The sequence below is a fragment of the Halarchaeum grantii genome (assembly GCF_014647455.2).
GTDB classification, from domain to species: domain Archaea; phylum Halobacteriota; class Halobacteria; order Halobacteriales; family Halobacteriaceae; genus Halarchaeum; species Halarchaeum grantii.
This window is the reverse complement of sequence record NZ_BMPF01000009.1, coordinates 1-24,748: the sequence shown is the minus strand read 5'-3', so window position 1 is coordinate 24,748 and position 24,748 is coordinate 1. Positions and strand designations below refer to the sequence as shown.

The following is a 24,748-nucleotide window of genomic DNA, read 5'->3' as shown; positions in this document are numbered from 1 at the left end:
AAGTGGGTTACGTCGTTAGTGCAACATCGTCTGAATTGATTCGAATATCATATCTCGCTCAACCGCTGTTCGAAGAGCCGTTCTCCTGTATCATCACAGGAAACTGTGATTACCTCATGAGAGGAACAGCACGATTCTACCGTCTCTTGACTCATACTCACTGAACCCTTGCTCCCTGGACAGTGCTCTAAGAACAGCCGAAGCCCATTAAGAATCTCTCCCTTCTGTGCCGGTCCAATATCATTCCATTCATCTGACCACTCATCCAACACGTGTGCTGCTCCAACGTCAGCTAAGAGCGCTCCCTGAGATGGCCACTTCCCAATTGTCTGCGAACCGGCTACTAATGTACGTGCTTCACCATACTGTTCTATCTCAAATCCATCTCCCTCAACCTGAACTCCAAGGATGGAAACAGCTTCACTTGCATCCAGTTCCTTTTCAGATAGGGTAGATATCTCAGCATCCCATTGGTTACTAAAATCCTTAGTAAGACAGAGATCATCTCGAGCTTCACATGGTTCAATAATCCCTTCAGTGAGAAGGAAATCATGAGGGTCAATTTCTTCGACTGGCTTATTTGATTCAGAAATCGTAGATTTTGGAGACTGATTGTTTGCACTCACCGTTTCGTCTGGTACGCTGCCAAGGCCATCTCGAGCTTCTAGTTCCGGTTGCTTACCGAACCAACGAAGGACTGCCCGTGGGAGATACTGCTTCGTTAGCGTTGGGGTACCAGGAACTAGATATCCACGGAGGTAGATTAGACCAGCTGAGACACCGAAAGCCGCAGTACCCCCCAACTTTGATTTCCGAGCAATAGCTGATCCGACGACTCCTGCAATAACCAAGTTTAGTGCTGTACACGGCTCACACCGATTTTCACCAGTATATTCTGGCTGGCGGATAGCCTCGATAATGGTATCTTTCATATTCCTAATTATACACGTGGTGGTAATGTTTCTTTGGGTAACCATTCGGTTTCCCGCTCTCAGTCTTCTCTATCGTTTCGTTTTTATCTCAATGACGAGGAACCAGGTTACGTACACCGCGGCACCGGTATACGTCAGCGAGATCCATATCTTGTAGCTAACGCCAGCGCCCCTGGGTGGAATCTTGACGACAGCCTGAGCAGTGATAGTTGATGTCCTTGCCGCTGTTTTCGAGGAAATCGAGGACCGCCAGCACCTTCTAGACAGACTAGAAACACGACGTCGCCTGTGTTTGTCACCCTCCAAGGGTTGAGGGGGGTCGGTGGGATGGCATGTTCCACCGAGGTCCTCCCCCTTCTGAGGAAACCCTCGAAATCGCGTCCACGGATGTCGGGAAGCGGCAACTGAGAAATGTACACGCGTGTCCCCATCGACGCCGCGATGGCCAATCCGAAGAAGAAGTTGAAGAACTGGAACTCTGCCTCGTTATCCTGTAGCTTGTAGAACGAGAGTGTCTGAACACCGAACTGGACGTCTGGATCGAAGTTCTGGCTCAGCTGTTCAATCAGCTGTCAGCGGTCTTTTCGATGTACGCGCGGATAGCCTCGACGAGGACATCCGTCCAGTCTTTATCGAAGAGCTCGGCAATCACGTCGAGCCGGTCGACGAGATACTCGGGCGACTGAAAGTGCACCCGCCGGCGATTGTCACTTGCGCCCTATCCTATGTGCATGTTCTTCACATAGACAAAGAATCAGCTTTGTCTCGGTGTCTATTGCAGCATACAGTCACGACCATTCACCGTTAATCTTGACAGCGGTTTCGTCAACAGCGACCCGCGACGGCGATGCCGTCGGCGGATTATACCTGATGTTATCTAGCGATGAATCAATCCCAGAAGGCTCCATACGAGCATTCAACGCCTAAATCCGCCAAGAGCGTTGTTGGCTCCCTGAGTGAACAACCGGTCTGATGGAGGAGGACGGCGAACGCCCTAACGGGCGTCGCCGTCCGCTCGTTCTCCCAAGGTGCTTCTAAATTCGGTTCGTAGCTCTCGCTGAGCAGGTCTACGAGCATTTTGGACAAGAAACTCACCGACCTGCTCACTTCTCAAACTGACTCAACTAGACTATGCCTCATACCTCATTTTCAAGCTCATCTGGACACTATGTTTTCTTATGTCGAATATAGAGATAGAAACCACCAGCAGGAATTGTGACTAATTGAACTAGTGAAGATATAAATGTGAATAAATGTAGTAGACCGATTACTGCCCAAACTGTCTTATTTGGTTTCCAGTATTCACTTGTCTGCAGAGATCGAACATCTAAATATAGGCAAAGTGAATAAACAGGAGCTAATAAGCTAGTCATGAGTACAAGGATTGCACTTATTACAGCAGAGAACAAGAAAATTCCACTAAATTCTGGAGAAGTTGGGACTAGAGCAGCTGAAGAAGAATGTGTCTCACTCACAGACTGTAGTATTCCATATGATATCCAAGTCAGGGGAAGTGCCGTTACAAAGAATGCGATCCCGTACCACCAATATGACTTGTCGGTCTGATGTTGGTCAGGGTCACTCATACTGTACGGTAATTGAGCACATGATAATAAATGGTACTGTCTAGTTCAGCCCCTCCTCAACCGATGTCTTTCCATTAAGAGCTTGGTACGGTCTCTGGTGGTTGTAGTAATGCATAAATTGTTCAAGATGTTTGCGAACGCTTGACCGACTGCCCACCCACGAATTATGGAAGCGGTCGACGCGCATTTTGAGGGTCTGAAATCACTTTTCAATGAGCTTTCGCTCGGTATAGTTAATCCGACCGCTCAATTCTAATCGAGAGAGGGCAGTCCGATAGTCAAATTGATCGACGAGCAACTCAGCCCCGGGGAGATCGTGTTTCTCGGTGAATCGGTGCAGAAACGCAGCTGCCGGATCGGTACCATGCGACCCAAACAATGCGACATCAAGAATGAGTATGGAGTCTAGGTCAATTGCAGCATATAATCAAGATTGCTCGCTGTCAGCCACCCGGTGCACCCAATTCTAGACTGCTCCATGTGAGTGTTCAACGCCTAATTCCGCCAAGATCGTTGTTGGCTCCCTGAGTAAACAAAAATCCGTACCACAGTTTCGTTGAGCAGGTCTGCGAGCATCTTGAACAAACTCCCAATGACCTGCTTATTCCTGAAGTTGGCTCAACGAGACAGTGCCGATGGTTCTTTCTTTTATGCTGGCACTCCTGTTGGGGGTGCGGCAATTAGCAGCGCAATCACAACTGCGACAGCAGCTACAAGAACACCATTGTTGCGACTATATCCTAATTTTTCAACAATATCACCTGATACTTCACCCAGCTGATCAACTAAATCTGCTGGAGCAGCAGTGAAATCCTGTATTTTTATCGGATACCGAGTACATTCCCCGGATATCTCTTCTCCAACCCATACTGCACTTCCATCTGTTTCAAGTCCGATCCAAGGGGAGACACTAGCAACTACATCTCCAGCGCCAAAACTCTCTTTTTCTGTTATCTTTACATCAACTGAGACAACAGGGGCGCTTTCGCCGTCTCGACAGTCTCGTGGCTGTCCGAAGTTATCGATAATTTTTCCGGTTTGTATACAGATTTGATTCCCATTCGGCATAGGGGTACAAAGATCAATTGGGAGGCTACTTGGAATGGGGAACGGAACTGACAGCATAGTGCTAAACTCCCCATCACTCTGACTCACATCTTTATCAACGATAGTTGGATCTTCCAGATTATTATCTGCAGAAACATTTGCTACCTTTCGTTTATAATCCTGGGTGTACTCAATTTCACTCTCTCCTCTCCACTGGGGAGCAAAGACGCCAATTTCCGAGCTGTTGGTGAGGGGAATTACTTCTTTAGGACTCTTCTGTGGTGAGGGGGCTCCTGATACCAAGTAGAATTCAATTCCGTTGCCAAAGGCCCCAGTACTAATTGCAAATTGGTCAGTATTAGGCCGCCTTTGGTATATTGCTGACATTTCTTCTACTGTCGCCTCTTTATACGGCCCAAGATTCTTTAGAGGAGTACCAACTTCAGTTTTTGACGCTCCCAGAGCCTGTCTTGGTAATAGACTGAGTGCTCCGGCAGCTCCGATACTCCTGAGAACCTTTCTCCGAGTCGGGGATTGCTCTGTCATAGAGCAATTAGTTGACTGTCACACATAAGTATAAGAACTTGTGTAGTTGTCGCTATTGCCACAACCAACAAACTAACACATCATCATCTTAATAATGATTTAGTATAACAAATGATAAAGTACTGAGATATATGGCTCTGTTGAAATCCAATTAGGTCGGCACTACACCTGCTGGAACAACTGTTAGGAAGGTCTGCCTACCAATTAAGTAGATCGCGATCACTCCCACCAAGCCCAGTAAACTATTCCCACTCCGGTATTTGCTCGCCACACTGTCTATGGAGATACCTATAGCAAGATTTACACAGGGTTATCTGGTTAGAGGGGACGTTTTGGTCTCCACCCGCACGCTCGATGAGATACATGCAGATGCTGTCGCTGAGCTCTCGACGACTCTGGTTCTGAGGGCGTTGTATCTGTCCACCCTCTCCAATCCAATACTCACCTATAGGTGAGGAGTGGTCGAATCCTGACGAACAACTCTGCCTTTTGCACTGATAGCCATCACGCTTCCGTATTTTTCTTTATGCCGTCTTCTAAGCTCAGAAGGTTTGGTTTCTCGTGGTCCCGCCCCATTGAGGTGCTGAATGAGATCCACCCATGACGTTGCTTTAGGTTTAGAAATGGGAAGTTCCCACGGATCATCGGATAGATCGTCCCAGCCTAGTCCCATACCATATTATCAGATACCATCTTCTTCAGTTTTCTCTCCACATAGAATGCTCTCCACCGGTTCGTCCACAACCTGAACCTACCACTATTGTATCCCGGCTAAGTATCTTGGTATATGCCGTCCTGCCCCGATTGTGAGGTAGAGATGAGCGAGACGGAACACAAAACGTCATACAAGGGTGATGGTATCCGTATCGATTCAGGGGGTGGTCTCTTAGGTGCCCTCGATCTCAAAGGCGACTATCTGACCTGCTACGTCTGTCCAGAGTGTGGCCTTGCTCGATTCTATGCTGCGACCTAAGCCACCTAGACTAATTATTTCTTGATAGGACGTGACAACTGTACGATGGCACGCTCGCACAAAACCAGAGTGCGGTACCATCGGCTTAACCAACAGACTGTGCAACCTGACCTAGCCTGTTGGTTAACTAATCGGGGGAGAGAGGGGTTGTTTGGAGTGTTCGCGTGGATGCGAATCAGACGGATCCACCGACACCACCCATTTTGAGTGTTCAGTGATGGCTAGCCAGCGAGAGAATCCGTTTTGGATCCACTACTGCAACTGGCACTAGTGAAATAACTGGAAACGACAGTAGTCATTGCTTCCTTCTCGAACCCCGGTCGGATTGCCGGTGGTCCCGTACTGGTACGGAGTCCTGTGCGGCGTGACGTGTGCCCAGGAAGCTCGAAGCCAATCGTGGATCGGGAGACCGGTGAGGGAGACACACCAGGTGTCGAGTGTAAACCTCCGCAAATTGGCTGTTAGACCACACGAGGTGGCTATTCAATAGTTGGCTAACAGAGAGTAGAGAGTTACCCGTCTTCTTGGAGGATTTCGCCGATGATGTCTTCACGGTCGCCGAGCTGATACTGGTAGTACGCCCCACGACCACGGCCGTCGTTCCGCTCTTCGTCGTCAAGGATACCTTTCAAGCGTAGGTCGCTCAGGCGGTCGGGATCGAACGGATAGCAAGGGCGTCCGCGTTGATGACGCTCGTGTGACGTTCTATGCGTTTCCTGCGTCGTTCGGGCGCGTGGTGTCGTCAGATCTTAACCAACAATTTGAGTCAGATTGCACAGTCTGTTGGTTAACTGACCCGGAGAGGGGTCGTTTGGAATGTTCGTGTGGACAGAAACGTGGGGAATAGTGATGGAGGTCAGTATGGCTCTCAATATTGCGTGCCCGTTGATTGAGGGGGGGAGGTCGTTTCAAGTGCTCTGTTTGTAGGTGCTGGCGGTTTCATCTCGTAGTAGTAGAGAATGTTGAGACATCAGAGCGCCAAGTTATGTAGGGAACTCGTCGCTGCACGTTGTGAGCGATTATGAGGTGGTGTTAGTTCCAGTTGTGAAGGTGTCGCCGTCTCCTCCCCCATGGAAGGTGACGTGCTGAGTTACGGAATCATGGACGCCGACGGCTTCGAGGACCTCGGTGAGCCCACGAAGCACATCGTCGACGTCGTGGACGATTTCGTGTTCGTTGTAATTGCCGTTTGTCCCGCCGCTCTGCTGTTGTTGCTGTACGATGTTCATTGACTCAAGTTCAGCGAGGAAGTCGCGGATTCGCCGGTTGCTTACTGGTTCGCGTCCGGCAGCATTCGCAAGCTGTGTATATCGCTCATATACTCGGCGTGTTCGGGCGGGTGTGGCTGATTGGGCGGTGAGAGTTGCGAGAGCGTAGAGAGTTAGCTGCTCGTTCTCGGAGAGATTCTCGCCAATTCCCTCGACGACTTCTTCGGTTTCGACGGTTTCGCGCGCTCGCTCGACGTGGTCTTCGGTTACTTGATCCGCGTTTTCGTTTCTGGCAAGGTCGCCAGATTCGCGTAGGAGTGTGATAGCTTTTCGCGCGTCACCGCTATCTTTTGCACCGAAGGCCGCACAGAGTTGGAGGACGCCAGGTGCGAGTGCGCCGTCTTGGAACGCGAGATTGGCGCGTCGTTGGAGGACATCTCGGAGTTCGTTTGCGTCGTAGGGTGGGAAGAAGACGGTCTTCTCACCGAGGGACGAGCGGACTTCGGCGTTCAGTCGATCCCGATAGGTGAGGTCGTTGCTAATCCCGATGACGCCGAGCTTGCACTCTGTGATGTTGTTCTCACTTCGGGCGCGACTTAACTGGTAGAGCAGTTCGTCGTCTCGAATATTGTCGATCTCGTCGAGGACGATGAGGATCGTTCCACCGAGTGCGTCGAGTTCCTCCCAGAGGGCGTCGTAGACCTTCCACTCGGCGTGGCCGGCTTGACTCAGCTGTTCGTCGGATGACCGACGTTCGTTGACGAGACGTATCGCTGTCTGGTACGATGTATTTGCCCCCTTACAGCTGATTGTGAGAATCGAGAGGTCGATATCGTAGTGGGAGGCTGATTGTGAGAGTTCGTTCGTGAGATATTCGGTGACTGCAGTTTTCCCGACACCAGTTTTCCCGTAGACGAAGATGTTGTCCGGTTCTTCACCGTTTATGACGGGTTGTAGCGACTGCATGTAGTCTTCAATTTCATCGTCTCGACCGACGATTTTGTCCGGTGAATATGAGTCTTTGACAGCGTCCCGGTTCTTGTAGACGTTCGTGTCTGGCGTGAAGAGCGGTGCGCTGTCGGGAGTACCGGAGTTTGGGTGTGGGTTTCCGTCTGAGTCACCGCCTGAATTTTCTTGAGGCATAACGCGCTATCCTTCGGACTTACTGTGGTTCTCTGCGGTAGCACCATAACGCTTCGGGAGTGGAGTTTCCAGTGCTACCACCCCGGGTAGTGTTTCCGGTGGTGAGTAGTATTTCCGGTGCAAGATGCCGTTGTTCTCGTCGTAGTGCCCGCTCATCGTCGGGTAGTGTTTCCAGTGGTGAGTGGTATTTCCAGTGCATAGCTGGTCCTACACCGACGTCGAGATCAGTTGAATGAGGAGGCATTGACAGAATAGCCGACGAAATCCGATGGAGAGGGAGAGAGTGGTATTTCCAGTGCAGGCGATCAGGCGTCGCGTCACCATCCACAATTAGTGAAGTATAATGGAGAAAAGACTAAGATAGTACGACAAAAATAGCACCCGTACTGCAATTTCAATTACGAGTCTTGTGGTAGGATTTGGCTTCATACAGTTCCCCCGCTCGTGTTTTCTTGCCCCACCGGAAACGGTACTCTCTCCCTCTCGTGTACTCTGCTCAGAATGGGCGGTCCATCGCTAACTCCGGAAACAGTGGAGGGGTGGACTCGCACGCTTCGATACACTACACTGTGACAGAGTCCCACATTATGCGGACACGGTGGGGTATGTATCGGTGACTTCTCGTGAAATGTGGGGGGTCCCCTACTGTGACTCCCGTAGTGTGACGTGGCTGTCGGCGTCGGCACTCCACTCACGGAACAGTCGTTCGAGATACGCGAGTGCCTCGCCGTCGCTCGCGAAGACGCCGCAATCGAGAAGATCGCCGACGACGGCTTTGAGCGCGTCGAACTCCCCACGCACATACTCGTCATTGACTGGGTCGCCGTCGCGCCACGCAACCGTGCGTAACGCACCATGGCCGACGGTCGGCGTACGGCGCGCCGTCGTCGCGACGTCCGCCAAGCCAAACCAGAACACGCGATACGCCGTCACCCGCAGCTGCCAGTCGTCACAGCCCACGACGTAGAACGCTTCATGCGCGAGGTAGTCAAGATACGCTCGCCGAATCTCTTCGAGCGTCACGCTGACGGCGCAGGGCTCAACCCAGACGCGCGTCGGCGTCCGTGACTCCCCACGCCCAGGCGTCGGAATCGACGTGTCTGAGGCCGTCTGCAGGCATTCGTAGACGCGTTTCGTCCATTCGTTTTCGCTTGTGTCCTCTCCAAATGGCGTTCCGAGCGTGAGTACCTGCTTCAACTGGAGATGCTTCGCCCCACGATGCGAGTAGTGGAGGTTGTACTGTCCGTCCGGCCGTTCGTACGCAACAAGAGCACGATGACCCATACGACTCCGCGCGACGCCTCTCAAGACGCCCCGCACCCCTCTCGGGGGCGACAAAAACGCAACCGATAGACAGCGTGGAGATTGTTTTTTCGAGGACATACCCGGAACATAACGTTGGGGTATGCAGTTGCTGCGACTATTGCTTGACGAGGTACTGGATCGATACGCGATTCACACAACCTGTTAATCTGGGTAAAAAGAGGGTATTTGGATTGTTGCGACTGGCTACCCCTCTCTACTGTGGGGAGTAGAAAGCTGACGACAGTAGCTCTCGCGATAGTCTTCGCAACCCATCCTGCTTGTCGACGATCTTGACGTGTCCTCCCCCCGTAATTAGTCGTCCTGCACAGCCTCTTCGACGATCTCGATCTCCTCGTCGGTCAGCCCGTAGAGGTCGTAGACGATTTCGTCGATGAGCTCGTCGGTCTTCTTGATCTTCTCGTCGAGCTCGTCGGCGCGTTCTTTGACCTCGATGTAGCGTTCGAGGTCGTCCGCGACGTCGTCGGGGTCGGGTAGCGTGATGGCCTTCAGGCGGTCGATCGGGGAATTCGTCTTCGTCGCGTTGTCGCGGAAGCCCGCGAATCCATCGGCTTCCTCAACGGCGACCGGGACGAACTCCTCAACGAGAGATGCCTCTTCCTTAGATAGGTCTGTAAGCGTGAACGCCTCGTAGAAGTCCGTCTCCCTGTATCCCCACTGATCCGTCTCAAACTCGTCCTCGTCTTCAGGTTTGTACCGTGCCCTCGCGAAGATAGTGACGCTATGTCTGTCGCGCTTTGTCTTCACGTCCCCAACACGTAACTTCTCGTATTCCTCAGTGGTGGCGTCAAGGATATTCGAGGAGGCGGGTTTGAAAAGGCCGATATCTGGGAGTTCCGACCCCTCCATGTAGTTCCCAAGATAGTCAAGAAGATCCAAGTTGAGTGATGTATGTCTCCGGTTATACTCCATCATGGACTCGGCAAGGAATCCAAGTACTTGGTAGAAGACGTGAGATGAGCTATGATCGCTGACAAGAGATACCGTCTGCTCTAAGCCCTGTTTACCTTGAAGGTACTGTTCGTAGCTGAGGAAGGTCTCTTCGCTCTCAATACTATCTCCCTCGAAGTTGACGTCATAAACCGGAAGTTGCTGAATGTGTCCTGGGACGACACTAAGGTCATCAGATAAGTTGATTTGATAGTACCAATGGAGAAGGTTCGAATTCACCAAGGCGAGAACGAAATATGGGTCGTCGTACTGGTGTGCTCTCTTCGTGGCTGACTGAATCCCCTGTCTTTCGACATCCTGGATATCGGTCAGGTTTACGCACGGAATGAGTGTGGAGAAGCAGTAGTATCCATCCTCATCGACAACGGCCATCAGACCCTCCCCACTTATTTTCCGGAAGACAATTTTTGGATTCTCAAAGAGCTCCGGAAACATCGGGTTGTATAGCTCCTCTGGCTGATAAATTATATACTCAGATGGTTGTTCAAGGACGTATCGGCCTGCGATATCTTGCCCACGAATCATTGGATGGGCATCCTCGGTGTCTGTTTTCTCCTCAACTACGAACTTCTCTGTTTTCTCCGCGGTCCCTGTCCGAAGACCCCAGTTCGAATAGTATATCTCATCGAACCGAATCGACTGCTCCTCAATCTTTTGTGATATCTGAACATCGATGGGTCGGCGTTCAAGTCGGAAGGAGGAATCGTCGTCAGAAACTACAGCAGTGGTAGGGACAGTTCCAACAGCCTGAATATTCCCGGATATCCACTCGTGGATCTCGAACTCAGTAGAGTGCTTGTTTGACTTCTCTAGGGTAGGGATAACGTTCGATACGCTCGCCGACTCAAAGACTCGGATATTACGAAGGTCGCCGATAGATCGGATATCTGTCTCATTGAGAATTTTCTCACGCAGTGGCTCACCATAAGGTGTCATTAGGAATTTGTCCGGTACAATCTCAGAAACAAGTCCTCCTGACCGTACGAGGTTGATGGATTCAGCGAGGAATAGAACATATAAATCAAACTTCATGTGGGCGACTTCTTCGTACTTCTGTCGCCAATACTCTACTGTCTGCTCTGGGATCCGGTCACCATATATCCGAACATAAGGTGGATTCCCGATGACGACGTCGAAGCCGGCATCATCCAATCGCTTACCGTCATCTCCGTAGAACGCGACGGGATACTCAAGTTCCCAATGGAAGAAACTCTCGTCGTCGGCCATCGCCTGCGCGTTCTTGAACCAATCCTGGTTCTCAATTTCGTCCCATGACCCACTACGGAGGGATTCCGCCATCCGCTCCTCAGCGTCGTCAGGGACGTCAAGGCCGAACTCGGCAGCTGTCTGTACGTTCGCCATCGCGAGCAAGTGCTGATAGAGGTCATCTTCTCGAACCTCTTCGTAGACTTCCTCCATCTCCTTGATGTCCGAGAGGGTCTCGTTGTCGATGGCGAGGAGGTCGGTGAAGCGCTCCATGACGTGCTCGAGGGCCTGCTGGCGCGTGTGGTCGAAGGACTGCTGGAGAGTGAGCTGTCCGCCCTCCGACGTCGCGTCTTCGCCCTGTGCGAGGACGTCCTTGATGTCGCTGCCAACAAGTGAATTCCCAGCTTTCAGGTGGTGGTCGAGGAACGCGAGCGGTTGTTCGGCAGCGAGCGTTCGCAGCCATAGCGAGACCTTGGCCAGTTCGACGGCGAGCGGGTTCAGGTCGACACCGTAGATACAGCGCTGGGCAACCTTCCGTCGCGCCCAATTGATGTCATGATCTTCGTCAATCGTCTCGACACCCTGCTGAGCAGCCTGCTTCTCCTGAGCGTCGATGATCTCGCGAGCGAGGTAGTCGACCGCGCTCGTGAGGAAATGCCCTGACCCCATTGCTGGGTCGAGGACTTTGAGCTCAAAGACGCGCTCAGCGAACTCCTCCGCGAACCCCTGGTCACCGCGCGCACTCTGCGCGACTAGGTCCTCGCGGATGTCGTCGACGAGCGGGCCGAGCGTCTCCTCGACGATGTACTCAACGACGTATTCGGGCGTATAGTAGGACCCTGTGGCCTTACGCTCACCACCGTCCGTCGTGAGATAGACCTTGCCCTCCTCGACCGCGACGTCCTCACCCTCGTCAGCGGGAACGTACTCACCGTCCTCAAGCGCGAGCGGCTCGTCCGCGACGTGGAGTTGATACTCGAGCAGTCCCTCGTAGACGGACCCGAGGTGGCGGACGCCGAGCGAAGAGTAGTCAACGAACGTCTTCCCGCCCTCCTCGGTCTGACTCCGTGCAAGGAGGTCGATCACGCGAGCGAGATACGCGTCGCCGACCTCATGGTTTGCGAGGAAAACGGCCTCTTCACTCCCGTCCTCGTCTGGATTCGTTCGGAAGAGTCCGCCGTTGTACGCAGGGACGTAGAGGTCGTCTTTGGGGATGCCACGAGACTCGCTCCCTTGGTCGATGAGTTTGAAAAGTTCGTCCAGCCGCGACCAGAGGGTGTCCTGCCACGCACGATAGGACGGGTTCGAGCTGTCGAGTTCCTCGGCGACGTCCTCCTTCAGTGTATTGAGGCTGTAGGACTGCTCGTAGATCTCGTTGCTCGTGTCCAAGAGGTCACGTCCCTCACTCTCCGCGTAGAGGACGAAGATGAGCCGGTAGAGATAGATGAGCGAGCTGTCGTGGATGCGGTCAAGGTCGTCCTCATCGAGGTTGTTCTCGGGATACTCGAGAAATCCCTCGGAGAGAACCTTAATCGCCTCATAGATGTTGTCTTGGAGATCCTCGCCGAGCTCCTGTGCGAATCTGTTCGATTGGTCGTAGACGTCGTCGAGGAAGGAGTCGCCACTCGTGTCCGGGCGGAACGCCTCTTGGCGGAAGAAGAGGTAGAAGTACTTGAAGTCCTCCAGGTCACCGTTTTCGAGAACGGTCGGGAGGTCGATCTCGTAGTAGGAGTCGAGACGGTGGCTGGTTGGCGCGTAGTAGAGCCGCCACTTCTTCCCGTTGGTGAGGACGGCCCACTCGGCTGGCGTCTCTTGGAGATAGACGTGGATCTGGTAGGAGGGGTTCTCGAAGTCCCGTTCGTGTTCGCCACTCCCACGAGTGTCAAGGGCGCGCCCCCAGCGTTTCGCGTCCGCGACGGCAACAGCGTTCTCGTAGAAGTCTCCGCCTTCCTCACGCCGTTCAAACGCATCACGTGCTGCTTCCTCAGTCTCGAAGAACCCGTAGTCCGGTCGGCGCTGCGTCCTACTAGTGCTTTCTTCGACTTCGAACGGAATACCCAGTTTCCGGAACATTGGCCGGATGAATTTCTCCTCGAGCTGGGACTCATTCCGTTTAGGAGCGGTGCTCTTCTCGCGCTCCCAGAGTGCCATAATGTCGTCGTAGGCCTCTTGGATCTCGTCGTCGCTAACCTCGTCCCATTCTTCGGTCTCGCGGAGGTGCTCGTCGAGGTAGTGGTTGGAGAACAGGTCGCGATTCGTCCGGTAGGTGAGTGCCGTTTGCATGCGCTAGGCGGGGGTAACGATAAGGAATTCCTCGGAATCTTTGCTGTCGATAATGGCGTGTGCGACTTCCTTCGCGTCGACGACGTCGATATCTACTTCGTCGCCGATTTCCACGCCGAGTTCTTCCAACTCAGACCCGGAGACGTTAATCCGGCCGGAGTTCCCTGTGTTTCGACCAACTTGTTTCCGGGTCATTGGTAATACCGGAGATTGTTCAGCCCAATAATATAGTCTTTACCTAGACTAACCAAGCAGGGCTTGAGTAGAATCCAAATCCGTAGCGTCGAATAAGCAGTCACTGGCCAGCCCGACAGCATAGCTAACCGTGGCGAGATCGTGGACGACGAAACCGTCTACTGTCCTAATAGTGCCACAGTAGACTGTCTAGACTATACAAACTTAGCAGGTTACCTAGGGCCCGGTGACAGCCGTCGTCCACAGAGAACCACAAGTCAGGAGTCGTTGGTCTACCACCGTCGACACCGTTCGAGAAGAGAGACCCACGACTACGCAACCCACACGAACACCGCAGTCCGATTCTGTGCCGTCCTGTCGTCCTATCGTGGCTGTGGGTTCTGTGTCGCTGTAGCCCCCTGGGGACGGCTTCGTCTGTGGACTACTGTTGTCTCTGGGTGGTTTCGCCGGGAACCTCGACGTCACTTCTCAAGACGATGCGGCGTTCCTTGTACTGGAGGCCGTCTTTCCGACGTCGGCGTTTCATGACGGTGAGCCGATGATGAGTGTATTCTTGGAGGGCGTCGATGGTGCGGGAGACGAGTTTTTTCGCGTAGGCCTCAGAGATACCGGACTCTTCGCGGCGGATCCAATGCCGGAGGTCACTCGCGTCGATGTATTCGCGGACGTCACCACTGCCGTGCTGCCAGAGGCCGGTATCCTCGTGGCGTTCGGCCCAAGCCTTAGCAGCGAGGCGACTGGGGAGGTTGTCGACAGTCCCACGGAGCATATCGTCGTCAAGGCGGGCGAGTTGCTGGATGGGGAGGAGGTCCTGCTCAGCGAGCTGGGTAGCTCCACCACGGTTGAGGGTGTCGTCGGCGTCGGGAATCCGCATGAAGGTGCCGTGGTCTTTCTCGAAGGTCTCGAGGCGGCCGGTCGCGACGTCGAGGTCGTCCGTCCAGGGGTAGACGTGTTCTTTCCGGAGGTGTGCGCCCTTCTCGAGTTCACGCGCTTGCAGTTCGTTGAGCCGGGCTTCGGTCTTGTCCGTCGTCGTGTGCAGCCCATCAACGCGCGAGCGGAGGATCTGGTTCTCTGTCTCGAGGTCGGCGACGCGCTCCTCGAGTTCTTCGCGGGCGTCGCGTTCGGCCTCTAACTCGGCCTCGAGTTGGCTGATGCGGTCGGCGAGCGATTCAAGCGTCGGCGTATCGTGGGTCGTACTCATCGGAAGACGGTGATCGGGGAATTCAGTCTCGACGACCGCGACACTCCGCGTGTGGGACTCCGGGTAGCGTCCCGAAGCACCACCAGTGAAGCGAGGAGTGGCGGCCATCGCACACACTAGTGGATCAGGACGTGGCGTTATGCGGCGTCGCGTCGCCACCCAGACTGCGTAAGGCGAGCAATCACGACGGCGCAACGCCCCCGCGTGGGAAGCGGACCAGCCCGGTGTCCACCCTCGGCAGCGTTCGAAGATGGTGAGTGGTAGACTCGAATCCGGTCAGCGTCGACTCCGTCAGGATCGCCGCGCCGTGTCCCGTGTGTCTCCGATGTGGCGGAAGTTCTTTTTGCGTGTAAGTTGTCTTCGTACATGTCGTTCCTCGAAGCGACACCGTGAGGCGTCGAACGGCCCCTATCCGTTCGGCGCTGTTCTCACAGACACTGCTTCGCCTCGTAGCGTCGCTTATCTGGTGCCAAGTGATAGAAAGCATAAATAGGTTGTGCTAATAGACGAAAGTATGCGCTTAGAAGCGCGTTTATTCGCCAATAAAACAACAGCGTCAATTCCGGTGAAAATAACACCGTGACTGGTGAAGACGGATGTATGCCACCACGGGATCGCGAGAACGAAGTACTAGATTTCCTCGCATCCCATGGGATTGCTCTCCCACCGAAGGCTATCTTCCGTGGACTGAAAGTCGAACGGAGTATCACCTTCGGATACCGGACCGTTCAGAACATTTTGAAGCGGCTCTTGGAGGCAGGTCTTGTAATGCGGTGTAATAAGGACGCGCTTGATCAAGGCGAAATTCAACCACTTCCTGAAGACGCGAGTAGCAGGCGATCCTACTACTACATCACCGATGAGGGACGAGACCGAGTCAATTAATTTTCGTCTATAGACGAAATTACTAAGTGGACCTAGCGTCTACCGTAGAGTAGACGGAGCACTGGCTCATCGGGCATTTTCGCGGTAGAATGCCCCGGTGCTGGCACACCGGAGCTGGTCTTCGTCTGGTGACTACGACCAATGGCTACTACGCGACCAGAGTCAGAAAACGGTATCGACAGCGTGGAGTGTGTGGAGTCGTTTGATCTGCCGGGGAATTGGGCTGCGCACGGCGGCCGTGAAGACGGACACGGCATAGACTACTATGCGGTTCGGGTGCGGTTTGCGCCGACGTCGATTCGGTCGGGGCCGATTCGGCACGGGTCTGCGTTTTACTACGCGGGCGAGCTCGCCGTCGAGTACGTCCAACCCAGGACTCGCGACGTCGTGGTTCGAACGTATGAGGCCGTCCAACACCAGGATTCGAGTACGGTGCTGCCGTCGTGTCTCTGGGGTGGCGGCGTCGAAACATTCCCCGTCGTCATCCAACCCCAACCGGCCGCACAGGGAGGCGGAGAGGCAGCCGACCGCCTACTCGCACTCGCCAACCGACTCTACGACGTCGAGACAGCATTGAGTACGACCGAGCAGACTCGGCTTGCAGAATGCACTGTCTGTGGCGTCGTCGGTCTTCCCGAGCGAATCGTCGCACACAACTGCGACGACACCACAGAGCCGCCGCACAAAGCCGACTAACCAACCCAGGCTCTCCCCGGTTCGGAGGTCGTCCAGTTCTTGCTGTTAGAGTTACTGTGCGTGCATCCGATGAGTACCGACTGAAGAGCACGCTATTCAACACACCCCCTCTTGTTTCGTCGTCGACCCCCCGGGGGTTCACCCGGAATTGCCGGTCGACGAAAATACTGATGTGGATCCACAGTGAAGCAGCGCTGTGGCCGCCGAACAGGCCATGGTTACAGCCGAACCCTAGTCGGGTTGAAGCTCGTCCGAGACGGAGAAGTAGACGCGGAGGTCGGCCTGTTACAGCCGAACCCTAGTCGGGTTGAAGCGATGAAGGGAGGTGACGCGGTTTACAGCGTCGTCGCGGGTTACAGCCGAACCCTAGTCGGGTTGAAGCGGGTCGCCGGCAGGAACGTCCTGCTCGTCGATGAACGGTTACAGCCGAACCCTAGTCGGGTTGAAGCTTGAAGGTCGCCCCAGGTCGCCCCGGAGTCGTTGCCGCCGTTGTCGCCGCGTTACAGCCGAACCCTAGTCGGGTTGAAGCGTTCACGTCCTGCGTCCATCCGCACGTCGGACAGTGTTACAGCCGAACCCTAGTCGGGTTGAAGCCGCGACTCGAACGGGGAGAAGCTGGACGGCTCTAGTTACAGCCGAACCCTAGTCGGGTTGAAGCCGCTGCCACCGCTGCGGCCACGAGTGGACCGAGGACCAGTTACAGCCGAACCCTAGTCGGGTTGAAGCTGGTAGAGGTCGGACGGAACGCCTACGGACAGTTAGTGTTACAGCCGAACCCTAGTCGGGTTGAAGCGCCCCGCAGAGCGGCGAGCCGGTGGCCGTCGAGGGTTACAGCCGAACCCTAGTCGGGTTGAAGCCCGCAGCCGCTCCGTATCAACGAGGGCGACGACGCGTTACAGCCGAACCCTAGTCGGGTTGAAGCGTCGGCAGCAGCCGGCTCCTGCGGCTCCGACTGTCGCCGTTACAGCCGAACCCTAGTCGGGTTGAAGCTCGAGGACGGTGCCTCCCCGCACGTCCGCGTGGACGGTTACAGCCGAACCCTAGTCGGGTTGAAGCTGTTATCGGTCCGGTAGTAATATACGACTCCGCTGGTGTTACAGCCGAACCCTAGTCGGGTTGAAGCACGCTCCGCTGGGACGACGAGGGCATCACTCAGCTGGTTACAGCCGAACCCTAGTCGGGTTGAAGCACCGTAGGTCGTGTTGATGGGTCCGTCGAAAGTCATGTTACAGCCGAACCCTAGTCGGGTTGAAGCAGCATCGGCGGCACCGCGAAGGGCGTGATCTACGAGCCGTTACAGCCGAACCCTAGTCGGGTTGAAGCCCGTTGAACTGAACCTGAATATCCTCGATGAGGTGTTACAGCCGAACCCTAGTCGGGTTGAAGCGAGGACGGAGAGAATCACCTCGTCGTCTACTACGAGGGTTACAGCCGAACCCTAGTCGGGTTGAAGCGCGGTCGTAACCGCGTCGTCTCCGAGGTCGCCGGTTGTTACAGCCGAACCCTAGTCGGGTTGAAGCCTTCTACGCGACCCATACCACTCGGAGAACACGGAAGTTACAGCCGAACCCTAGTCGGGTTGAAGCACGAGATCCTGAGCCCCGGAGAGCACGGAGCTCCCCGTTACAGCCGAACCCTAGTCGGGTTGAAGCTTATCGGTCGCTGGCATCAGTCGCCACCTCCGCCGAGTTACAGCCGAACCCTAGTCGGGTTGAAGCACGCTCCAAACTGAATAAAGAAACCGCGCTAGCAACGTTACAGCCGAACCCTAGTCGGGTTGAAGCCGGGTCGTCGAGGCGTTCGACGTAGTGGAGAGAGAGGTTACAGCCGAACCCTAGTCGGGTTGAAGCTCGACGCGCCTCCGCCTCCACGCCTTATCCGTCCGTTCGGTTACAGCCGAACCCTAGTCGGGTTGAAGCTCGTCGTTGAAGTCTACCATGCGGGCGAGCTCTCCGAGGCTGTTACAGCCGAACCCTAGTCGGGTTGAAGCATGCCGGAGAACCACAGGCGTCCGTCCTCGACGCTGGGTTACAGCCGAACCCTAGTCGGGTTGAAGCGAGACGACGGACGCGGACGTGGCGGAGGAGTACTCCCGTTACAGCCGAACCCTAGTCGGGTTGAAGCGGGCCGTGTCCGCCGCCGTCCGTGAATCTGAAGTGTCGTTACAGCCGAACCCTAGTCGGGTTGAAGCGAGAACGGAGACTCGTCCCGCGGGTCACGGTCGGACGTTGTTACAGCCGAACCCTAGTCGGGTTGAAGCCTCGACGCGTGGTATATCCTCGTCGCCATGGTCGCGTTACAGCCGAACCCTAGTCGGGTTGAAGCGCTCTCGGAGCTGCATCGTGGTTCGTCGGGACCGCGCTCGCGCAACTCGTTGGTGGTGTGCCGTGACGCGGCTCCCGCGTCGGCTCGGCGCGCTCGCCTTCGCGCCTTCGCCTCGCGCCCCCGTGGGGCGCGAGCGAGAGCGCTTGACGCATCGGCCCCTGTCCAGCCGCGCGCGGCGAACCGTCGCGTCACACCGATCAGAGAGAGCTCATACGGTTGGGTAACCGCCGATTTCCACAGGGAGGAGAGACCGTTGAGAGTGACTCGTGCCGGTCGCTGTATTGGGGGAAAGGAGTGAAGTGTCCCATGAGTGATGGGGTAGATGTGTGCGAGAAGCGTCCGGTGGAACCGACGGTGACGGACGCGGGTGTTCTCGACGTCGTACGCCGCCATCTGGAGTTGCTGCATGAGGTGGGGACAGTCAAGCGGCGGCAGACAGGCGAGACCGTGTTCTGGTGCCGGGCGGCGAAGTCACGCGTCCTGAGCCAATCGATATGAGAGAGATGAATTCCGTCGAGGCAACCGAATCCATCGGGCAGAAACCATGACTACGGACGAGGACGGGGTTGACCTCCGCGAGGACCTCCTCAACGTCGAGCCGGGTCAGGATTCTCGAGTTCACCGACCTGCTTGACGACAACCCGGCCTCGTCGTATCGAAACTAGCCACCCGCGTCTGTGTCGCCGTACTAATTGCTTATGCGTGCGCGCGATATGGGCCGTCACGACCGAACCCAAGGTTTCAATCGATGTCCTCACTCAGCGTTACTGCATACTCGCTCATAGTCACTGTCCCCGCCACCGAGCTGCTCGAAGAACGTGGCAAGCTCCTCTCGATACGCTTGGCTCCAATCTTGACAATGATGTGGGTTGGTACGTGAACGATAAAGTCCACAAGATGCCGTATGCGAAGATGGTGAAGATCTTCCTGTACAAAGCTCATCTAGATGGGTGGGAATATCTCCCGATGGATGAGTGAGACACGTCAGTGACGTGTTGGCGATATGGTTCACAGAAACGGAGTGTCGAACATCGGGAAACAAGCCGTCGGTATGGACATTCAGAGCCCGCTATCAACTGTGGGGGGCTGTTGTGGCTCAGCGCGAAACACAGGTCGTACTCAAGGGAACTCACGGCGAGATAGGACCTGCGACCCCCCACTAGACGTGAGGCGCGACCCTCAGTAAGGGAAGCCCACGGCTTTAGTCGTGGGAGAAGTCACTCTGAAACCTCAATATACCATGTAACACCATCCGACTTGCCACCCCATCGATGTAGCGAGATACTTTGTTGTCCAAGCGTCACTTGCTCTTCTGCTTCAAGTGCGCATATCGCTTGCCCAACACGCTTGGCCGAGACATCGAGGTAATCCGAAATATGCCTACTCTTCACAAACTTATTGCCAGATTCAGCCTGAGCTATAAGATACCGCTTGATTTGCTGTCTGAGCTCTTCAGGCTTCGGAGTCACCATAGACTATCTAGGGTAGGGCACTCTATCAATCAACCTTTTCGACCGCTTCTAACAACTCTCTCAAGTCCTCCGGACCACATCACGGCTAGACGTGGAGCAGCAGTGACACCACAGCTCGCTCTCTCCGAAAGATCCGTCATGACAGGGGTCACAGATGTAGAGAGCGCAGTCGCGACAAGGATGACAATATCGCCTATTCAATCCATAATCTCACCGTAGCACATAACTCCTGTCCACTCGAAATCTGCCCCGAAATAGCCGACAAAGTGGACAGACTGGAGCTGAAAACCGACAAGCCAACCAACAACAGACCAGATGAGACCGACACATAGATTTCATTCGCTGACTTCTGAGTATTATTACTGGTCTTGATAGTGCACGGTCACAGAGATGTACTCAACCTGTCTGGCAGGTTATCCTCCGTGAAATGGTGTGGAACGGCCTTGTTTAGACGCTTTGAAGGGCAGATAACCCGGTAAACTAACTGACCTCTGAGTCAGAACCAGTTGTAGTCTTCTCGTCTCTCGCACTTCACAGATCGCCTCGTAACACTGGCAAAACGCTCAGTCTCTGACGAGCCTTCACCAGCAGTCAAGAAGGGTGACGGCGGCTACGCCGACTGGGTAATCGTTGCGATCCACGGCCTACGCGAATACCTTGACCTTCCGTATCGACGGCTCCTCGATGTGCTTCACGAAATGCACGGAATCATCAAGAAGATGGATCTCAGGTCGAGCGATCTGCCGGACTTCACAACCGTCTGCGCACGGAAACAGCAGCTCAAGATGTCTGTCTAGAGAGTTCTTCTTCGGCTTTCCGCTGATCTTCACGATACCGGAGAAGTGCAGGCCATCGATGCAACTGGCTTCGACCGTCATTCAGCCAGCCATCACTACGCAAACCGGACAGACTACACCTTCAAATCGGTGAAGACGACAGCGTTGATAGACTGCGAAACCAGTATTGTCTTGGATATTCACTGTTCGACGAGGCAGCCGCACGATACCCACGTCGGGCAGCAGGTACTCACACGAAATCTTAGCCACTTACAGACCGTTACCGCTGACAAAGGGGATGACTGGGACGACCTGCGTCAAGAACTTCGGGAGGCTAACATCCGACCAGTAATTAAACACCGAGAGTTCTCTCCACTTGACGTGGCTCACAATGCTCGGCATAACGATGACATCTATCACCGACTGTCAGTGGTGGAGTCCGTCTTTTTCGCACTTAAGCAGCGGTATGGAGACACACTCCGGGCTCGAACGTGGTTTGGGGAGTTCCGAGAACTCGTTTTGAAAGCGGCGGTCAGAAATGTTGAAGTCGCTATCTAACAGTTCAACCCAGATGTTAGTATTTAGGTTGTAATTGACCGTTGACTCCCTTCTATTGTTGCTCTCTGTATACCATGTATGTATGCTGCGACAACGATGGCGATAAGGCTGAACGTACCAAGAACGCGAGCAACTGGGATTTCGGCTAACGGAGGCACATCTGCTTGAAGAACAATCTCAGCTACCGCTCCAATCACGACGAGGGCGATCACACCAGCCCATAACCACATCGTTGCGTATCCAAGTTTGTTGAGATTGGCAGTTTTTACAGCGTGACCGAGGAGAATAGCACCGGTAATAAGTGGTACAATAAGAAGGAACCGAGCAGGGTTTACCACTAAGATACCAGCACCGAGAGAGATTGCGGTAAAATACACAAAAGTCGTGACGGTCAGACGGATTGAGGGGAGGGTACTCATAGACAATAGTCAGTCGCACAAATAGTTAATAATTTCCTCGGTCGCCACCATCGTGTTTAGTTAGGCGAATTCCACCAGACGGCGAAGGCTTGCAACCACGTTTCTGCGGTCTCTGGATTGACGTGGCTGAAGCTATTGCTAAACGAAGAAGTACGTCGTTTTATTTCTCTAAAGACACGTTCGATTGCATTCCGATTTCCATGGCGAACGGTCTGAAATCGGAGCCCTTCTCGATGCAGCGCAGTCGCTAGATGCTGAGCTGAATCGACGAGAAACACGGCGTCTTTGACGTCGTGTTTCTCACGGAGCTCCCGCAAAAACTTCTGCGTTAATGCTGTCGTCGTTGTCGTAAAGAGCCTCAAATGCAGGAACTCGTTTGTCTCTGGTTCGACAGCAGCGTACAGCCAGAACTGCTCACCATTAATTCGGATCACAGTTTCGTCGAGCGCAACGTGATCCGGGCTCGCGTCAGTGGCTAGCTGTAGATCGGCTTTCTGTACCCAGTCGTGAACTGCTTTTCGTGACCGCTCGACACCGAACTTCTCTAATTCTGAGACGGTATTCGAAAGTGATAGTCCGGACAGATGGAGGCGAATACCGAGCTCCATCAGCTCGCTCGGTGTCCGCTCGCGCTCCACAAAATCTAACTCGATCCAGTCGCTATGACCGCTGAGGCGGGCGATTTTCGCCATGAACCAGCTGAAAATCACTCCCGCCTCACTTTTCAGCCTTAACTAAACACTACCGTCGCCACACCGAACATCAAGTGAGCACATTATATGTCAAACTATTGTCTGAACTAAAAGAGTACGTATCCAGCGTCTAAACAAGGCCGTGTGGAACTGAAGAGATAACCTACAAAATCGCGTAGAACGCTCCAAGACGAACAGTCAGCTAGATTATCCATAAGCTCGCCACCGGAGTGTCTCCCAAAAAGGTATAATGGACCGTTACGTACGCTGACCTATGCGTACAACCGTCAAGTTCGCCCTCGCACTGGCTCTAACTGTCCTCGTCTACAAGTTTGTTTCCGGGGGCGAGTCGGAGACCGCCGAAGACATTGACCAAACCAACTGAGGACCGCTTGTACCGCGTCTATAGTGTGAACGCTTTCCTCATTATGCGGATACAGTGGGGGTAGATCGGTGACTTCTCGTGAAATATGAGAGGACCACTACAATTCCCGTAGTGTAACGTGAATTTCTGTATCGGCACTCCATTCACTGCACGTCTACTTGAGTTACGCAGGTTCTCCACCGTCATCGTGAAGACGGACGATCGAAGAGAATGCTGATGATGAGTTTGAGCGCGTCAAACTCTCTGTATTACTCTGTGCCTGTGACATCGGTGTTCGACACAGGTAGTCGATATAAAATAGCTTTACGAGGATAGTCAAATCAGATAGAAGTATCAAAGGGAAAGATTACTACCACACCGCTATATTTCATCTGACTATACTCGGCATGGGCGAAAATACCGCCAACTACTCTCTCCCGCCCCCATAGTCTCAGGTATCTAATTTTTTGGTCCTGGTATGAGTTTCTACTACACTGCGGCAGCTGCAAGCCGGTCACAGCAACGACTGTCATCACCGCGTTTCAATCCCGATTTGGGTATCTACCGCACTGCGACTACCGTATGCTTCTCACTCTCAACGATTAGTGGTTTGGTTTCAATTCTACTCTAGGTTTCTACTACACGGTCGTAGGGGTATTCTCTCACGGATAGTGCCTACAGCTTTTCCTGTAACAGCGAGAGGTGGATGGTTTTTGTGAACACTACTCTACATAGATTTGAAAAAAGTCCCTAAACCACTGGGTTAAGTGATATTCGACTGATTATCCGGTGGGCCAGCACCGAGGTCAGATGTTGCATTAAGTCAGGCGTCGCAGAGCGAATCGTAGCGGATTCGGTCACTGTCCCTGGTTCGACGCACTCGGTTAACGAAACGTCAAGTTCGAACGCACCGTCATTGTCTTTCGTTCGGTGGATTCCTCTGCGGGCAGCTGAGTTGTGGGGGCTGTACTTCACTATCGATCAGGTGAACATCAAGACAAGAGGACGAGAGCGTAGTGGGGGCAGCTCTCGTTATCGTCAGTGACGAGTGGCACGTCGGTGAGCACGGTGATGTCCAGAAAACCGTACTACCGACATTTGTCGTCTAATCTCCAGTTTTATAAAACTAATTCTATGGTTGGTACGACGTAAAGCGTCTTGCGGCTCCCCCGCTTATTGTCTCCTCATACCCGGCTTCCTGGTCTGGTCGTCAGCCCAGACGTTCTCGTCGTGTGGAAGCACGTTACGCCACCCATCTTTCAGAGATTTAGACGTTATATAGTCACCTCAATCTATCCGGCTGTAGGACGGAGATGCGCTAGTGATTTTGGGATTGCTTGACGCGAGCGTTCCACGCCGAATAGCCGAAGAATCTCTTTTGTCTCTCTGAGTAAACAACCAGTCTCGTGGAGACGAACGGCAAAGGCCCTGACGGGCGTCGCCGTCCACTCGCGCTCCCAACATTCAAGATTCGCTGTCTCCAACGTCTTTCTGAGCAGTTCTTGGTTGAGCATAGACACTGAAATCAACGAACTGCTCGCTTCTCAAACTGGCTTAACTAGACAGTGCCTCATTCTTCTATCCAACACGACAGCGGGAGTGGGTCCAGTATGTGGAAGACCAGAACAACATTATGGTTGGAGAATTCAGATATGAGTGCCCACGGTTGGAGGCGTGATTACTGGGTCTCTCTGAGCAACAGAGGAGAACTCTGTAATTGAGAATCCAACCTCAAAGCCAACTCTGGGGGGAGTTGAGAGGCCATTGGAACCACGGCCGAATGGACGAACTGGGAGCGGGTCCTCGTTCGTCCGCTTTTAGAGAGGAGAATACGACTGCAAGCAGACCGTTTATTCCACTACATAGCGTTCCTATTCCTACTGCGAAAGCGTTCAGATGCATCCGTCTTTAGTTAAGCCTCACACCTCGGTTGTGTAGCGGTAGCGAGTGTCTCTTGTAAGATTGGT

General features: G+C 53.9%; 11 protein-coding genes, 4 pseudogenes and 1 CRISPR repeat array. Of the genes and pseudogenes, 2 read left to right on the top strand and 13 right to left on the bottom strand.

Annotated features, from left to right (window positions below; genetic code table 11):
* Nucleotides 1-47 precede the first annotated feature (47 nt).
* From IEY12_RS15450 to IEY12_RS15415, 9 genes and pseudogenes are all read right to left on the bottom strand, one after another.
* A complete protein-coding gene (locus tag IEY12_RS15450; RefSeq protein ID WP_188884547.1) occupies nucleotides 48-932 on the bottom strand; it encodes a DUF8054 domain-containing protein in 885 nt (294 codons plus the stop codon).
* A 791-nt stretch (nucleotides 933-1,723) separates the two neighbouring features.
* A pseudogene (locus IEY12_RS15805) lies at nucleotides 1,724-2,009 on the bottom strand (transposase domain-containing protein); the annotation flags it as partial.
* 549 nt (nucleotides 2,010-2,558) lie between these two features.
* Nucleotides 2,559-3,053: pseudogene (locus IEY12_RS15445) on the bottom strand (integrase core domain-containing protein); the annotation flags it as partial.
* 113 nt (nucleotides 3,054-3,166) lie between these two features.
* The gene (locus tag IEY12_RS15440) at nucleotides 3,167-4,111 is read right to left on the bottom strand and encodes a hypothetical protein (protein WP_188884546.1); all 945 of its coding nucleotides are present in this window, start codon (nucleotides 4,109-4,111) and stop codon (nucleotides 3,167-3,169) included.
* Nucleotides 4,112-6,103: 1,992 nt separating this feature from the next.
* Complete coding sequence (locus tag IEY12_RS15435) at nucleotides 6,104-7,435, bottom strand: orc1/cdc6 family replication initiation protein (RefSeq protein WP_188884545.1); 1,332 nt, start codon at nucleotides 7,433-7,435, stop codon at nucleotides 6,104-6,106.
* Between the two features lie 642 nt (nucleotides 7,436-8,077).
* On the bottom strand, nucleotides 8,078-8,719 hold the full coding sequence (locus IEY12_RS15430) for a DUF6735 family protein (protein WP_188884544.1): 642 nt from the start codon (nucleotides 8,717-8,719) through the stop codon (nucleotides 8,078-8,080).
* Nucleotides 8,720-9,052: 333 nt separating this feature from the next.
* On the bottom strand, nucleotides 9,053-13,198 hold the full coding sequence (locus IEY12_RS15425) for an Eco57I restriction-modification methylase domain-containing protein (protein WP_188884543.1): 4,146 nt from the start codon (nucleotides 13,196-13,198) through the stop codon (nucleotides 9,053-9,055).
* 3 nt (nucleotides 13,199-13,201) lie between these two features.
* A complete protein-coding gene (locus tag IEY12_RS15420; protein ID WP_188884542.1) occupies nucleotides 13,202-13,393 on the bottom strand; it encodes a hypothetical protein in 192 nt (63 codons plus the stop codon).
* Nucleotides 13,394-13,814: 421 nt separating this feature from the next.
* Nucleotides 13,815-14,594, bottom strand: a complete 780-nt coding sequence (locus IEY12_RS15415; protein WP_188884541.1) for a DUF8008 family protein — start codon at nucleotides 14,592-14,594, stop codon at nucleotides 13,815-13,817.
* Nucleotides 14,595-15,620: 1,026 nt separating this feature from the next.
* On the opposite strand from IEY12_RS15415, the gene IEY12_RS15410 reads away from it, so the two are divergent.
* Nucleotides 15,621-16,175, top strand: coding sequence for a hypothetical protein (locus IEY12_RS15410; RefSeq protein WP_188884540.1), 555 nt, complete (start codon nucleotides 15,621-15,623; stop codon nucleotides 16,173-16,175).
* A 217-nt stretch (nucleotides 16,176-16,392) separates the two neighbouring features.
* Nucleotides 16,393-18,500: direct repeats of the CRISPR family, unit length 30 nt; unit sequence GTTACAGCCGAACCCTAGTCGGGTTGAAGC.
* A gap of 1,217 nt (nucleotides 18,501-19,717) precedes the next feature.
* Here IEY12_RS15410 and IEY12_RS16045 read toward each other — a convergent pair.
* Nucleotides 19,718-19,972 (bottom strand): DUF7123 family protein, encoded by a 255-nt coding sequence (locus IEY12_RS16045; RefSeq protein WP_425433174.1) that lies wholly within the window; start codon nucleotides 19,970-19,972, stop codon nucleotides 19,718-19,720.
* Between the two features lie 551 nt (nucleotides 19,973-20,523).
* Between IEY12_RS16045 and IEY12_RS15405 the strand changes: the two are divergent.
* A pseudogene (locus tag IEY12_RS15405) lies at nucleotides 20,524-21,306 on the top strand (IS5 family transposase).
* A 23-nt stretch (nucleotides 21,307-21,329) separates the two neighbouring features.
* Here the strand turns inward: IEY12_RS15405 and IEY12_RS15400 are convergent.
* The 3 genes and pseudogenes from IEY12_RS15400 to IEY12_RS15390 form a co-directional block, all read right to left on the bottom strand.
* Nucleotides 21,330-21,725 carry a hypothetical protein gene (locus IEY12_RS15400; RefSeq protein WP_188884539.1) on the bottom strand — a complete coding sequence of 132 codons (396 nt, stop codon included), beginning with the start codon at nucleotides 21,723-21,725 and terminating at the stop codon, nucleotides 21,330-21,332.
* Nucleotides 21,726-21,781: 56 nt separating this feature from the next.
* Nucleotides 21,782-22,417 (bottom strand): IS6 family transposase, encoded by a 636-nt coding sequence (locus IEY12_RS15395; RefSeq protein ID WP_188884577.1) that lies wholly within the window; start codon nucleotides 22,415-22,417, stop codon nucleotides 21,782-21,784.
* A gap of 1,695 nt (nucleotides 22,418-24,112) precedes the next feature.
* Nucleotides 24,113-24,295 (bottom strand): annotated as a pseudogene (locus IEY12_RS15390) (IS6 family transposase); the annotation flags it as partial.
* Between the last annotated feature and the right edge of the window lie 453 nt (nucleotides 24,296-24,748).

Excerpts from the sequence above, each read along its gene's own strand:
- IEY12_RS15450 (WP_188884547.1), bottom strand. The coding sequence starts at position 932 with ATGAAAGATACCATTATCGAGGCTATCCGCCAGCCAGAATATACTGGT.
- IEY12_RS15440 (WP_188884546.1), bottom strand. The coding sequence starts at position 4,111 with ATGACAGAGCAATCCCCGACTCGGAGAAAGGTTCTCAGGAGTATCGGA.
- IEY12_RS15435 (WP_188884545.1), bottom strand. The coding sequence starts at position 7,435 with ATGCCTCAAGAAAATTCAGGCGGTGACTCAGACGGAAACCCACACCCA.
- IEY12_RS15430 (WP_188884544.1), bottom strand. The coding sequence starts at position 8,719 with ATGGGTCATCGTGCTCTTGTTGCGTACGAACGGCCGGACGGACAGTAC.
- IEY12_RS15425 (WP_188884543.1), bottom strand. The coding sequence starts at position 13,198 with ATGCAAACGGCACTCACCTACCGGACGAATCGCGACCTGTTCTCCAAC.
- IEY12_RS15420 (WP_188884542.1), bottom strand. The coding sequence starts at position 13,393 with ATGACCCGGAAACAAGTTGGTCGAAACACAGGGAACTCCGGCCGGATT.
- IEY12_RS15415 (WP_188884541.1), bottom strand. The coding sequence starts at position 14,594 with ATGAGTACGACCCACGATACGCCGACGCTTGAATCGCTCGCCGACCGC.
- IEY12_RS15410 (WP_188884540.1), top strand. The coding sequence starts at position 15,621 with ATGGCTACTACGCGACCAGAGTCAGAAAACGGTATCGACAGCGTGGAG.
- IEY12_RS16045 (WP_425433174.1), bottom strand. The coding sequence starts at position 19,972 with ATGGTGACTCCGAAGCCTGAAGAGCTCAGACAGCAAATCAAGCGGTAT.
- IEY12_RS15400 (WP_188884539.1), bottom strand. The coding sequence starts at position 21,725 with ATGAGTACCCTCCCCTCAATCCGTCTGACCGTCACGACTTTTGTGTAT.
- IEY12_RS15395 (WP_188884577.1), bottom strand. The coding sequence starts at position 22,417 with ATGGCGAAAATCGCCCGCCTCAGCGGTCATAGCGACTGGATCGAGTTA.